The organism is Citrifermentans bemidjiense Bem (assembly GCF_000020725.1).
GTDB lineage: Bacteria > Desulfobacterota > Desulfuromonadia > Geobacterales > Geobacteraceae > Geomonas > Geomonas bemidjiensis.
In genome coordinates this window covers 884752-897901 of the sequence record NC_011146.1, presented here as the reverse complement: position 1 = coordinate 897901, position 13150 = coordinate 884752, and the positions used below count along the sequence as shown (strand labels likewise).

The following is a 13150-nucleotide window of genomic DNA, read 5'->3' as shown; positions in this document are numbered from 1 at the left end:
ATTCACCCGGGCACCTTTTCTACACGGGCTGCCTCTTCTACATGGGGTACTTCCCCATGGAAGCGGGATCCATGTGGTCCAGGAAGTCGACGAAACGACGGGCGTTGTTCTCGCCGGCCAGGCCGTCCTCCTTGAGGTCGAGGGTGGAGACCTGGGCCAGCACGTCGGGGTCCACCAGCACGGGCTGCTGGTACCTGAGAGAGAGGAGCATCGCCTCGGTCACGTGCACTTCCAGCCGGATCTCCTCACCTTCCCGGGGCAACAGCCGCACGGAGGAGGTGAAGGCGCCGTCTTTAAGGCTTTCGATGACGATGCGGGACAGCGTCATCTCCATCTGTTCGACGAGCGCGGTAAAGACGTCCTTGCGGCGGGTCCTGGCAGCCGCTTCGCGCCCCACGAACTGGGCAGCGAAGGCGACCGAATCCTGTGCGTTGATCCAGACCGGCACCGCGTGCTTTTCCTCGGTATCCTTCAATATGATCACCGGCATCTGCGCGATGGCATCTAGCGCGAAGCCGAACACCTTCATCTCCAGATACATATTGGCTTCTCCCATTTTCGTTTCAGTCATGGACGATCTCGCCCTTGAGCAGGGTCTGCAACCCTTCCACTATCTTCACGTCCAACACCCGTCCGGCCAGGGAGGGGTCCCCCGCCATGACGGTGCCGCGGTTGCCGCCGGTCCTGCCGAAGAGGGAGTCGCCTGTGCTGCTCAAACCCTCCACCAGCACCTTTTGCACCGTCCCCTCCAGGCTCCGGTTCCTAGCCAAAGTGGTCTTCTTCTGGGCCGCCTGCAACCTTTCCAGGCGCCCCTGCTTCTCGGCACGGGTCGCATCGTCCGCATACTCGGCGGCTTTGGTTCCCGGGCGCGCCGAGTAGATGAAGGAGAAGAGATCGGCGTACTGCACCTGCTCCATCAATGCCATGGTGTCCTGAAAGGCCGCCTCGTCCTCGCCTGGAAAGCCGACGATCATGTCGCCGGTGAACTGGATCGCGGGGCAGGCCTCTTTGAGCGCCGCCACCTTGGCCAGGTATTGCTGCGCCGTGTAGCCGCGGTTCATCCGCTCAAGCACCCGGTCGCTTCCCGACTGGGCGGGAAGGTGAATGTGGGGGGCAAGCTTGGGAAGATCGGCGAAGCACTCAATGAGCCTTGGCGACATGTCCTTGGGATGCGAGGTGGTGAACCGGATACGCTCGATGCCATCGACCTGCGCCACCAGGCGCAAAAGGTCCGGGAAATCCGGCTCCCCCGGCTGCTTGGAGCAATAAGAGTTCACGTTCTGTCCCAGAAGGGTCACCTCGGTGACGCCGGAATCGGCTAGGGCCCGTACCTCTTCGACCACCTTGGCGGCGCTCCTGCTGATCTCGCGGCCGCGCACGTGCGGGACGATGCAGTAGGCGCAGAAATTATCGCATCCCTGCATCACGGTGACGAACCGGGTCACTCCCCCTTCCGCCTCGGAGTGCGGGAAGAGATCGAACCGCTTTTCGTCGTCGAGAAAGTCGGTCTGGCTGCTCCGCTTCCCTTCCTCGGCGGCCGCGACCATTCCCTGCAGCAGGTGCAGGTTATGGGTGCCGAAGACAAGGTTTACGAAAGGCGCTTTCTTGAGGAGCTTTTCCCCCTCCTGCTGGGCCACGCAGCCGCCAACGCCGATGATGAGCCCCGGCTTTGTCTTCTTGATCGACTTGAACTTCCCCAAGTGCCCGTAGACCCGCTGTTCGGCGGTAGCCCTGATGCTGCAGGTGTTCAATAAAACCAGGTCGGCATCGACCGGGTCCTGCGTCTGCTGGTATCCCATCCCCTTCATCAGGGTAACTATCTTCTCTGAATCACTTACATTCATCTGGCAACCGAAGGTTTCCAGGTACAGCTTTTTTGCTTGGTTCACGTGTTTATCCTGATGATTAAATTGTTGAATAGTACGGGAATTGGACACACCCAGTCAACCCCTATTAGCTGGGCAGATACGCCCATTGCCGGGGGGGATGCCCAATCGGCAGTCGAGGCAAATTATTACCACTATTATATATTCAATAAAAAATATATTGACATATTGCACTCTGTAGATTTATAAGTTTCATTAGGCTACCAGCCTACGGCCCGGCTTCTTTTCCACAGACCCGCGCCACTCTCCCAACTTAACCAGAGCTAACTGCTCTGGATTTCAAAAAAAATTATATTGTTCACATAATTTACATTTCCTCTCAACTTACCGGACAATCGTCCGATCAGGACAGCGACGCCCAGAATTTAATGAGTTACCTCGGCACGGCAACGTGCAGCTGCAATATTCTCTGAAGAAGGTTGGTTCAACACCAGCGAAAAGAACAAGGAGAAGTAAATGAAAAAACTGGAAAAGCTGTTGGTCGGCGCTGCCGTTTGCGCACTGGCCGTACCTGCGCTGGCGCAGGCGGACGAGCAGGACATGCAGAGGAAAATTGAGGAGCTCACCAAGAAAGTGCAGAAACTTGAGGAGCAGAAGGGGGGCGCAGACCAGAAGAAGATCGAGGATCTGACCCGCAAGGTAGACAAGATCGAGGAAAAATCCCTCGGCAAGTGGCTCACCATTGGCGGCGACTACCGCTTCAGGCTGGACAGCCTGAACGGCAGCACCAAGGCATACACCGATGCCTTCGGCTCCCTCAATAACGCGCAGAATGCCCTTCAGGGCACCATCTTCGGCGGCGGTTCCGTAGCCGGACAGCCGGTGTCGCAACTGATGCCTCTAGTGCAAACCATGCAGCACACCACCTCTTATGCCGCTGCGGCAGGGATGGTGCGGGGCCTGATGAGCCCACTTCCCCCAGGCACTCCCGCAAACATCGTGCTCCAGCAGCAGCTGGCGGGCATGCTGATGACGCCGGCCGCCGCCGGCGGCTATGCAATCCAGGTCCCAGCGTACAAGCCGAACAACGACACCCTCTACACCAACAGGTTCGGCCTGAATATACATGCTAAGGCGACCAAGGACGTGACCGTAAACGTCCGACTGCTGGCATACAAAACCTTCGGGTCCAACGACGACCAGGCAGTCACCAACGGCGGCGCCACTCCGTTCTTCGCTGACCGCGTCGGCGTATTCGATGGCACCCTCGGGCGCGTTCCTTCCAGCGACTTCCTGAACGTAGACCGCGCTTATGCGACCTGGTCCAACATCGCCGAGCAGCCGATCTGGTTCTCGATAGGCCGTCGCCCCTCCACCGAGGGTGCGCCGTCTAACCTCCGTCTGAACAACGAGCGCCCGGGCAACGGCGGCACCCCCGCCCTTCTCGTCGATTACGCCTTCGACGGCATGACCCTCGGCTGGGCTCCCGACATCGAGGCCCTTCCCGGCGCCTACGCCAAGATCTGCTACGGCCGCGGCTTCGAGGCTGGCTTCGAAACCCCCGCCAACAACCTGAAAGACACCGACATGCTGGGGCTCGCCATCGTCCCGGTCGACACCGATCCGCTGCGCGTCTGGCTGCAGTACAACCGCGGCTTCAACATCTTCGACTTCCCGACCATGAACGACACCTACTTCGGCAATACCGCTCCTGCGGTCAACCTGGGCGCGATCGACTGGTACGGCCTCGGCGCCATGAGCACGATTAAGAAAGTCGGCCCGGGCAACATCAACTTCTTCGGGGATGTCGGGATGAGCGTCACCCATCCGAACAACAGCGTTTCCGGCAACGCCGGGTTCGAGGGCTTGATGACCGGCGCCTTCTTCAACCCGGAAGCTCCTACCAGCAAAACCGGCTGGGCCACCTACGTCGGCGCGCGTTACGACTACGAACCGACCAAAACTAAATTCGGCGTTGAGTACAACCACGGCTCCAAGAACTGGATCACCTTCGCACCTGCTGCTGACGACATGTGGACCGCCAAAGTCGGCACCCGCGGCGACGTCTACGAAACTTACCTGATCCAGGAGCTTAACAGCAAGCCGGTCTCCTCTTTCATCTCCAAGGCCTTCTTCCGCATCGGCTTCCAGTACTACGACTTCGAATACACCGGAAGCAACAACTGGGTTGGCGCTCCGGTGAAGATCTCCAGCATCCAGCCGGGCGACATGATGTTGATGGCGCCGGTTAAGAGCGCCCGCGACATCTACGCAACCCTCGAAGTTAAATTCTAAAAGCAGCATCAGACGACAGTTGGGACAACAAACGGCGGGGCGGCAAGCCAAAGGCTGCCGCCCCGCCGAAAAGGAGAACGAAGATGAAAAAAGCAGTTTCGGTAATGGTTCTGGTTGCAGTCGCGGCACTCTCCATCCTCTGCTTCAGCGGCATCGCGAGCGCCGGAGAAGAGATCAAGATGGTGGGCGTGATCACCAAGATCGAGATCGCCGGCAAGGACGCTAAGACCGCTACCGCCACCCTAAAGGACAACAAGACCGAGGCATTGGTGGTGATCACCGTGAACGACGACCTCACCCTGGACAAGTTCAAGGACCACAGGATCGTGGAGGGGGACGAGATCCGCTGCAAGTATGAAGCGATCGACGGCAAGAACGTGTCCAAGCTCTTCAGGAAGACCGCCGGCTGCTGATGCCCAGGCAGTGACTTTTATTCCGATTTGCTCCTAACGCTGTAGTTTCCCGAGATTACAGCGTTCATTTTGGCCTTTTACATCATATTATATGAATATTTAACCAGCAGTGCATTTGACTTCCTGCGCTGTGTACCACACCCGCCCCTTGGGCGGGACCGAAACTAAAGAGGGATATCGATGAAAAAGACAGGCATGATAGCGGCAGTTTTTGGCCTCGCCCTGGCGGCAACCACGGCAATGGCAGAGCATCCGGGCAAGGAGTCCATCGCCAAGAGCGGCTACAAAGGCCCCGAGACCTGCGAGGAGTGCCACCCCGGGAGCGCCAAGGGGTTCATGGACACGGTGCACTGGAAGCACGCCTCCAAGGTGACCAACGTGGACGGCCTCGACCCGAAGAAAGAGTACGGGATGAAGAACCGCATCTACGTCATGTGCAACGGCAACGACATCGTGAACAACCTGAAGGAAATCCCGAAGAGCCCGGTTACCGGCAAGAGCAAGTTCACCGGCTGTAACACCTGCCACCCCGGCAACCACCTGAGCGACGTAGGTAGCACCGGCCCCGAGGCGGAGGCGGCAGTGGACTGCCTGGTCTGCCACTCGACCGACTACGACTTCCGCCAGAGAAAGGCCTCGAAGAACGAGAAGGGTCAGGTGGTGATGGGACAGGACAGGAGCACCAAGGCAGCGCTCGCCATCGGCAAGCCGACCGTGAAGAACTGCATGGTCTGCCATGAGGCGGCAGGCGGCGGCGTCATCGTGAAACGCGGCTTTACCTTCAATAAGGAGACCGACGCGCACGCGGCCAAAGGGATGGTCTGCGTGGACTGCCACAAGGCGAAGAACCACAAGATGCCTACCGGGCACGATCCCAACAACTGGGCCAACGACAACGTCTTTATCTCCTGCTCCGACACCTCCTGCCACGGGGCCAAACCGCACAAGGACGCGGACCTGAACCGTCACAGCGCGAAGATCGCCTGCCAGACCTGCCACATCCCGCGCACCGGCGGCGCCTTCGCCAAGGACTTCACCGTATGGGAGCAGACGCCCGACAAGTTCTACGAGCCGACCACGCTGAAGAAAGAGGCAAACGAGACCACCCCCGTCTACGCCTGGTACAACGGCACCGTAAAGAACACCCCGCACTTCATCGGCCCTAAAGGAAGCAGAAAGGACGGCAAGAGCAAGATCTCCCCGTTCAAGATCTTCCAGGGGAAGGCCTTCTACAACAAGCAGACCGGCGAGCTCCTCTCCATGGACTTCGCCCAGCCGATGTCCAATGGCGACACCCGCGCCGGCGTCCTCTCCGCGGCGAAGACCCTGGGGATGAAGAACCCCGAGAAGGTAGCCAAGGAGGCAGTTGCAGGTTGGCAGACCATCTACTTCGGCAGCAACCACCTGGTCACCAAGAGCAAGGCCCTTTTCTGCGCCAACTGCCATGCGCCGAACGGCGTGCTTAACTTCAAGGACCTGGGCTACAGCGACAAAGAAATCGTGAGGCTGACCAGCCCGGAGCTATTCATGAAGAAGCTGGCCGAGAAGCAGAAAGAAGAGTGGTAGCTGTAAGGACGCAGTAGGATAGGAAGGAAGAAAGCCCCCCCTGCAACAGGGGGGGCTTTTTATTTTGGTCCCCTCCACTTGCGGGAGGGGGTCAGGGGGTGGGGGAAGGTGCCATCTCGGGAGAGCCTTCATTTGGGGACAGAGGAGCTATGCTACTTACGCCCCAGACAAAGTATGACGGGGTAGGAACGCGAACCGCCGTCCTCCCCCTTCTTTTCCATGACGGCGGCGGTCACTACACGCACCTCCCGCAGGCCGTTTTTGGAGAATTCCCCGGCCAGGAATTCGCGGGAGAAGCCGTGGTGCAGGACGCCTTTAGAATCGCTATGAAAGCTGCCGTCTTCCGTCTCCAGGTCGGCCAGCGCGAGAAAGCCCCCCGGCTTCAGCGCCCGGGCAAGCGAGGCGATCAAGGCGGAGACGTCCTGCACGTGGTGCAGCGTCATGGCACTGGTGATGAGGTCGTAGGAAGCCTCCAGCGTCTGACGCTCCAGATCCAGCAGCTGCACCGTCACGTTTTTTATCTTCCCTTCATCCAGCTTAGCCTGCAGAACCTCGAGCATCCCCTTGGAGCTGTCGGCACCGGTTATCTTCCCTACCAGCGGCTGAAGCCCCAGGGTGACCAATCCGCTGCCGCAGCCATAATCGAGCACCTCCATCCCGGCATCGAGGGGAAGCTCGCGGCGCATGGCGCTCACGATGTCCTGGGCCAGTTTCACACGGCGCGGTTCCTGGTCCCAACTGTTGGCAACGGCGTCGAAGTCACGTTTATTGGCTTGCTGCATGATAGTTTCTCCTTGGGCGGTGGGTGGGGCCGCGACGCGGCGCGTTTGGTGCGGCAATGGTAATATTCAAAGATATGAATGTCAATACATCCCGGGTTATTTATTAAATCCGTTCACTGGTCCACCTCGGGGAAAAGAAAATTCCCCCTGCCCCCCCTTCGCAAAGGGGGGAACTTTAATTCTCGTGCTGCGCCTCGTGTGCAAACATCCTCCAGGTTCCCGTCTATCCAGATGACGTTTTAGAGGGGAACCTTTCAATCTCAAGCTGGAGCTTGGGAGCCAGGGACGGTGGGACCATCCATAATGAGAAATATCGCTGGCTTGTGGGCTGCAACCGTGCTATGGTGACGAGTTCGCAAGCGGGGCATGTTTTTTTACCTTACAGTCGACTTTGCGGTTGACAGTAGGCCGCCGCAGTGTTATATAATTCCTCTTTCAAAAAACCCTAAAAAGCTACATTTTTAAAATACCCGGAGGTGCAGTTTGGCAAATCACAAATCGGCAATGAAAAGGATCAAGCAGACGGCTAAGAGAACGGAGCGCAACAAGCACGAACGTTCCACCCTGCGCACCTTCATCAAGCGCGTCCGCGAAGCGGTTGCCACCAAGGACCAGGAGGCTGCAAAGGCCGCTCTGGCTGTGGCCATCCCCGTCATTGACGGCGCTGCTACCAAGGGGATCATCCACTCCTCGAACGCTTCCAGGAACGTTTCCCGTCTCACCAAGCTGGTCAACACCCTGGGCTAATCCCCGGGCTGTTCGAGCTGGAAAAGCTGAAAAAGGGAATTCCCATACGGGGATTCCCTTTTTGTGTTGCCGCTGCAGACGATTTAATATCCGCTCGACGGAGCTCTCAAACCTCCCTCTCCTGGTGGAGAGGTAATCTCCCGGCGTAAATCCTCCCTCTCCCTCTGGGAGAGGGTCGGGGTGAGGGCGCCTGTTCTTGCTCATGGCACCTCCCTCACCCGGCCTTGCGGCCACCCTCTCCCAGAGGGTGAGGGGATTTTTCGGGTCTGGGTGAGTGAGCGACTCGCTACTTCCGGCAGGCGTCCATGACGAATCGCTCGAAGGCCGCTCCTTCCAGGGCTCCCGACTTGAAGGCCAGGTCGAGTTCCAGCATCCGCTCGAAAACCTGCTTCAGTTCCCCCACCGTGTAGTTTCTCGCCTGATCGGTCACCTTCTTCAGGAAATACGGGTTGATCCCGGACGCCTTCGCCAGTTCGGCGGGGGAAAGCCTGCGGTCCAAAAGCTCCCGCATCTGCCACAACTGCCGGTAATGGCGCGAAACGGCGCCGAGGATGCGCAGCGGCGCCTCGCCGTCCTGCAAAAGGGAGGTGAGCATCCTGAGCGCACGGGGAAGTTCCTTTGCCCCCAGGGCATCGGTGAACTCGAAGACGCTCTCGACCTTGGTGTCGGAGACGATCGCCTTGACGTCGGCTACGCCGATCGATTCCTTCTTGCCGCAGTAGATGCAGAGTTTCTCGATCTGGGAGACTAGTTCCTGCAGGTTGTTGCCGACCAGGTAGGCCAGAAGCTCGGCGGCTGCGGAATCTATCTTCTTCCCTGCGGCACGCACCTCGTCGCGCACGTAGGGTCCCAGCTGGTTCTCATAGGGGCGCTTGAACTCGACGGCCTCGCCGCGCTTCTTGAACTCGGCGTAGAACTTCTTGCGCCCGTCGACCTTCTCCGCCTGCAAGATCAGGCAGGTCCCGGGACAAGGATCCTGCACGTAGGAGAGGAGTATCTCCATGGCGCCGGCGGAAAGCTCCCCCCCCTTCTTCACCAGCACGACCCGCCGCTCGGCGAACATCGGCAGCGTCTGCGCGGCGCTGAAGACCTCGTCCCCCTTGCACTCGTTGCCGTAGAAGACGTTCAGGTTGAAGTCGCGGAAGGAGGGATCAACGGCTCGCTCCAGGAGTTTCTTCACGGCGCGCTCCACCAGGTACGGCTCGTCCCCGTACAAAAGGTAAAGGGACGCGAGTTCCCCCTTGTCGACCGCCTTGCTGAATTCTTCCGGTTTCATGCCTGTCCCTCTTTCGTTTCGTTACCTGATTCGCTCTCATGCTCCCTCCCCCCTTGCGGGGGAGGGTCGGGGTAGGGGGGAAGGTGCCAGAGACCGCTTCGTTGGCAGCTTCCCCCACCCCCCACCCCCCTCCCGTCAAGGGAGGGGGAGAGGATGTAAGATCCGCTATTTACGTAGCGCGTCCTTGCTGTAGAGCACCACGCCCACCCGGTCTATGTGCTCAATCAGCCGGGGCTCGGTGACCCCTTCGTAATGCACCACGTCGAAAAAATAAGGAAGGGGCTTCTCTTCGTTCAAAATCTCCGCCAGCTTGAGCGCCGTCTCGTAATTGACCTCCGCCCCCTTGATGGCAAGGTCGACGTCGGAGCCCGTCTTGAAGTTACCCTTGGCCCTCGACCCGAACAGCACCAGCTGAGAGATCTCAGGCAGGGATTTCACAGCTGCGAGGATGTGCTCCAGGTCTCTTTCCAGGAGTCCGTAAGGCATGTTCACCTGCCCGCCCTGGCGCGAAACTCCGCATGCAGCTGCTCCAGCAGCGGGAAATACTTGTGGCGTATCTTTTCTTCTACAGCCTGGGCGGTTGCTTCGTTGTAGGTGTGGGTGGTGAGGTTGCGGTCCTCCAGCGCATCGATCCAGTCGTGCCCTTCAGTTACCATCCCCGCCTCGAAAGCCTGCTTGATCGCGTCGCGCGGACTCCTGACGCTGAACCCTTCGGCTTCTTCGTAGTCCTTCAATACCTTCCAGGCCAGCTCGAAAGCCATCTCGAAAAACTGTATCAGCCCCGCCCGTTCCACGACTGAGGGGACCGGTATCGCGACGGCATCGCGAAGCAGCAAGAACGCCTTCTCGAAATGATTGAACCGCTGCTGCCAGCGGATGTCTTCACTGACCATGGCCTGCTCCCGAACTGTCGTTAAAAAACCGCCCACCAGCCTGATGCTGAATGGGCGGCGTTGAGGTGATCGATTCCACCCGGCTTAGCCTCAGAAGCGCTCCCCGAGCTTTTGCCAGATCCGCTCGGCGAGACGGCGCGTCACCTTGGCTACGGCGGCCTCTTCCGCGTTCTGCTGCAATGCTATGTTGGCGTTGACCGGGTAGACCTGCTGCTCGGTCAGCTCCCCCTTCCAGAGCACCTTCTGGGTCCGCTTCTCGCGCAGGCTTGCCTGCACGGTCATGGCGGCCGAGTACTCCTGGATCGCGTCTAGCCGGTTGTAGGAAACCGGCGACGTGGCGTAGGAAAGTACGGTTCCGGAGAGCTCCAGTTGAGCCTTGTCCCCCGGAAGCACCCGCCGCCCTGTGCGCAGCGCGAACTCGTCTATCAGGTCGCGCGCCAGCACACCTTCCACCCCGGGGCGGAACGACTTGTTGGCGAAAAGAACGATGTCCACGCCGTTGGCCTCGGCGAGCGGTCCCCGCTGCACCACCGGGCGATAGCCGCACCCCCCCGCCAGAACCAGGACCAAAAGCGCCAGTACGATCGTTCTCAGGGCCATGCTCCTTGCCGGCACGCCGTCACCGTTACGCGACGACAATGCTCACCAGCTTGCCGGGGACGTAGACGACCTTCTTGACGTCCTTCCCTTCGAGATAGGGCTTGATCTTGTCGTCGGCCAAGGCCTGGGCTCTGACCTCTTCTTCCTTGGCGTCAGGGGCGACGGTCAGCTTGCTTCTCAGCTTGCCGTTCACCTGGATTACCACGGTCACCTCTTCGTCGACCACGGCGGCCGCGTCGTAGCCGGGCCAGCCTGCTGCTTCCAGTACCGAGGCGTGGCCCAACTGGAACCAGAGTTCCTCGGCGAAGTTCGGCACGAAGGGGGCCAGGAGGCGCACCACCGATTCCACCGCCTCGCGCACCACGGCGACGTTTTCCGGCGCGTCCTTGGCGCTAAAGGCCTGGATGGCGTTGACCAGTTCCATGACTGCGGCGATCGCGGTGTTGAAGTGGAAACGCTCTTCGACGTCCTCGCTCACCTTCTTGATGGTCTTGTGCACGGCGCGCCGGAGTTTCTTGGCTTCGGCGCCGAGCTCTCCCGGGTTCACGGCACCCGCATCCCCGATCACCGGGAGCACGTCGTAAACGAGGCGCCAGACGCGGTTCAGGAAGCGGTAGCTCCCGTCGACCCCCTGGTCGCTCCAGTCCAGATCCTTCTCGGGGGGAGCGGCGAAGAGCGAGAACAGGCGCGCGGTATCTGCGCCGTAGCGCTCGATGAGGGCGTTGGGGTCGACCACGTTCCCCTTGGACTTGCTCATCTTGGCGCCGTCCTTGATCACCATCCCCTGGGTGAGGAGGTTGGAGAACGGCTCGTCCACGTTGCAGTAGCCTAAGTCCCTGAGCACCTTGGTGAAGAAGCGGGCGTAGAGCAGGTGCAATACGGCGTGCTCGATGCCGCCGATGTACTGGTCCACCGGCATCCAGGCCTCGACCTTCTCCCGGTCCAGGGGGCCTGCCGAGAACTTCGGCGAGCAGTAGCGCAGGAAGTACCAGGAGGACTGCACGAAGGTGTCCATGGTATCGGTCTCGCGGCGCGCGGTCTCGCCGCACTGCGGGCAGGTGCAGGTGGTGAAGCTATCCACGCGGGCCAGCGGGTTCCCCCCCTCGCCGGTGAACTCGGCGTCCATGGGAAGCACGACCGGCAGGTCGGCCTCGGGGACCGCCACCACGCCGCAGAGGTCGCAGTTGATCACCGGGATGGGATTGCCCCAGTAACGCTGGCGCGAGATGCCCCAGTCGCGCAGGCGGAAGTTGACCGTCTTCTTGCCGATCCCTTCCTTCTCCAGGAAGTCGGCGATGGCCTCCTTGGCGTCTGCGTTCCCCATGCCGTCGAAGCGGCCGGAGTTGACCATGATCCCTTCGGCGGTGTAGGCCTCGGTCATGGTAGCCGGATCCAGGGTCTCCCCTTCGGGCTGGATCACCACCTTGAGCGGCAGGTTGTATTTCTTGGCGAACTCGAAGTCGCGTTGGTCGTGGGTCGGTACCGCCATGACCGCGCCGGTGCCGTAATCCATCAGCACGAAGTTGGCGAGGTAGATGGGCATCTTGGTGTTGGTGACGGGGTTGATGCAGTAGGAGCCGGTGAAGACCCCTTCCTTCTCCAGGTCTTCCGCGCCCCGCTTTATGCGGTCGGTCTTCTTCACCTTGTCGATGAAGGCCGCGACCTCGGCCTTCTGCGCGTCGCCGGCCAAGTCCAACGCCATAGGGTGCTCGGCGGCAAGGGACATGAAGGTAGCGCCGAAAAGGGTGTCCTGCCTGGTGGTGAAGACCTTGATTTTCCCGAGCCCGCTCTCCAGCGGAAAGTCGATCTCGCAGCCGGTGGAGCGCCCGATCCAGTTCCTCTGCATGGTGAGAACCCGCTCCGGCCAGCCGGTCAGCTTGTAGGTGTCGTCGAGGAGTTCCTGCGCGTAGTTGGTGATCCTGAAGGACCACTGCTCCAGCTCTTTTTGCTGGACCGGCGAATCGCAGCGCCAGCAGCAGCCGTCCTCGACCTGCTCGTTGGCGAGCACCGTCTCGCACTTGGGGCACCAGTTGACGGCGGAGGATTTCTTGTAGGCGAGCCCCTTCTTGTACATCTCCAGGAAGATGCGCTGTTCCCACTTGTAGTAGTCGAGGTCGCAGGTGGCGAGCTCGCGGTCCCAGTCGTAGGAGAGGCCGAGCGTTTTCAGCTGGCCGCGCATGTAGGCGATGTTCTCATAGGTCCACTTGGCGGGATGGCTCTTGTGCTGGATCGCTGCGTTCTCGGCGGGCATGCCGAAGGCGTCCCACCCCATCGGGTGCAGCACGTTGTACCCCTGCATCCTCTTGAAGCGCGCGATGACGTCGCCTATGGAGTAGTTCCTGACGTGACCCATGTGGATCTTCCCCGAGGGGTACGGGAACATCTCCAACAGGTAGTACTTCTTCCGGCTGGGATCCTCGTTCGCCTTGAAGCTTTTGTGCTCAGCCCAGTAACCCTGCCATTTCTCCTCAACCGCTGAGGGAACGTATTTCTCTTCCATTAAAAACCGCCTTCCAGGCGTCCGGTTCGGGACGCGCGTATTGTTGAATAAATTGCAGTTGCTGCAATAACAGTTGTTCGTGTTGAAACCGCTGAAGCGGGATAGATCTGGAGCGTCAGCGCCGCACCGGCAGCAGCGCCGCCAGTCCGCAAAGGACTACGCAACCGCGGCAGCTTATCCGGCGGGGCCGCAGGGGTGGCTTTTTTGTTCCCCTCGGAGGGTGCCGGGTGGGCGATGCGCTCAGCCAGCGCC

At 60.1% G+C, this 13150-nt stretch carries 12 protein-coding genes; 4 read left to right on the top strand and 8 right to left on the bottom strand.

Going from position 1 to position 13150, the window contains the following annotated elements:
- Positions 1–37 precede the first annotated feature (37 nt).
- Both GBEM_RS03770 and miaB read right to left on the bottom strand, forming a co-directional pair.
- Entirely contained in the window at positions 38–571 is a 534-nt protein-coding gene (locus GBEM_RS03770) for a bifunctional nuclease family protein (protein ID WP_012529195.1), read from the bottom strand.
- On the bottom strand, positions 564–1889 hold the full coding sequence (miaB, locus tag GBEM_RS03765) for a tRNA (N6-isopentenyl adenosine(37)-C2)-methylthiotransferase MiaB (protein WP_012529194.1): 1326 nt from the start codon (positions 1887–1889) through the stop codon (positions 564–566). The genes GBEM_RS03770 and miaB overlap by 8 nt, the downstream gene beginning before the upstream one ends.
- Positions 1890–2342: 453 nt before the next feature.
- Here miaB and GBEM_RS03760 point away from each other — a divergent pair, with 453 nt between their 5' ends.
- The 3 genes from GBEM_RS03760 to GBEM_RS03750 all read left to right on the top strand — a co-directional run bounded on the left by GBEM_RS03760 (position 2343) and on the right by GBEM_RS03750 (position 6100).
- Positions 2343–4121, top strand: a complete 1779-nt coding sequence (locus GBEM_RS03760; RefSeq protein WP_012529193.1) for a DUF3373 domain-containing protein — start codon at positions 2343–2345, stop codon at positions 4119–4121.
- Between the two features lie 83 nt (positions 4122–4204).
- Positions 4205–4534 carry a hypothetical protein gene (locus GBEM_RS03755; RefSeq protein WP_012529192.1) on the top strand — a complete coding sequence of 110 codons (330 nt, stop codon included), beginning with the start codon at positions 4205–4207 and terminating at the stop codon, positions 4532–4534.
- 180 nt (positions 4535–4714) lie between these two features.
- Positions 4715–6100 (top strand): cytochrome c, encoded by a 1386-nt coding sequence (locus tag GBEM_RS03750; RefSeq protein ID WP_012529191.1) that lies wholly within the window; start codon positions 4715–4717, stop codon positions 6098–6100.
- Between the two features lie 152 nt (positions 6101–6252).
- Here GBEM_RS03750 and GBEM_RS03745 read toward each other — a convergent pair whose 3' ends face one another.
- Positions 6253–6882, bottom strand: a complete 630-nt coding sequence (locus GBEM_RS03745; protein ID WP_012529190.1) for a class I SAM-dependent methyltransferase — start codon at positions 6880–6882, stop codon at positions 6253–6255.
- A gap of 483 nt (positions 6883–7365) precedes the next feature.
- On the opposite strand from GBEM_RS03745, the gene rpsT reads away from it, so the two are divergent.
- Positions 7366–7629 carry a 30S ribosomal protein S20 gene (gene rpsT, locus GBEM_RS03740; RefSeq protein ID WP_012529189.1) on the top strand — a complete coding sequence of 88 codons (264 nt, stop codon included), beginning with the start codon at positions 7366–7368 and terminating at the stop codon, positions 7627–7629.
- Positions 7630–7915: 286 nt separating this feature from the next.
- Here rpsT and holA read toward each other — a convergent pair whose 3' ends face one another.
- The 5 genes from holA to leuS form a co-directional block, all read right to left on the bottom strand.
- A complete protein-coding gene (holA, locus tag GBEM_RS03735; RefSeq protein WP_012529188.1) occupies positions 7916–8905 on the bottom strand; it encodes a DNA polymerase III subunit delta in 990 nt (329 codons plus the stop codon).
- A gap of 165 nt (positions 8906–9070) precedes the next feature.
- Positions 9071–9391 carry a nucleotidyltransferase family protein gene (locus GBEM_RS03730; RefSeq protein WP_041262611.1) on the bottom strand — a complete coding sequence of 107 codons (321 nt, stop codon included), beginning with the start codon at positions 9389–9391 and terminating at the stop codon, positions 9071–9073.
- A 2-nt stretch (positions 9392–9393) separates the two neighbouring features.
- Positions 9394–9798, bottom strand: coding sequence for a nucleotidyltransferase substrate binding protein (locus tag GBEM_RS03725; RefSeq protein ID WP_012529186.1), 405 nt, complete (start codon positions 9796–9798; stop codon positions 9394–9396).
- 90 nt (positions 9799–9888) lie between these two features.
- Positions 9889–10398, bottom strand: coding sequence for an LPS assembly lipoprotein LptE (gene lptE, locus GBEM_RS03720; protein ID WP_226373923.1), 510 nt, complete (start codon positions 10396–10398; stop codon positions 9889–9891).
- Between the two features lie 25 nt (positions 10399–10423).
- Positions 10424–12898 (bottom strand): leucine--tRNA ligase, encoded by a 2475-nt coding sequence (gene leuS, locus GBEM_RS03715; protein WP_012529184.1) that lies wholly within the window; start codon positions 12896–12898, stop codon positions 10424–10426.
- Positions 12899–13150 lie beyond the last annotated feature (252 nt).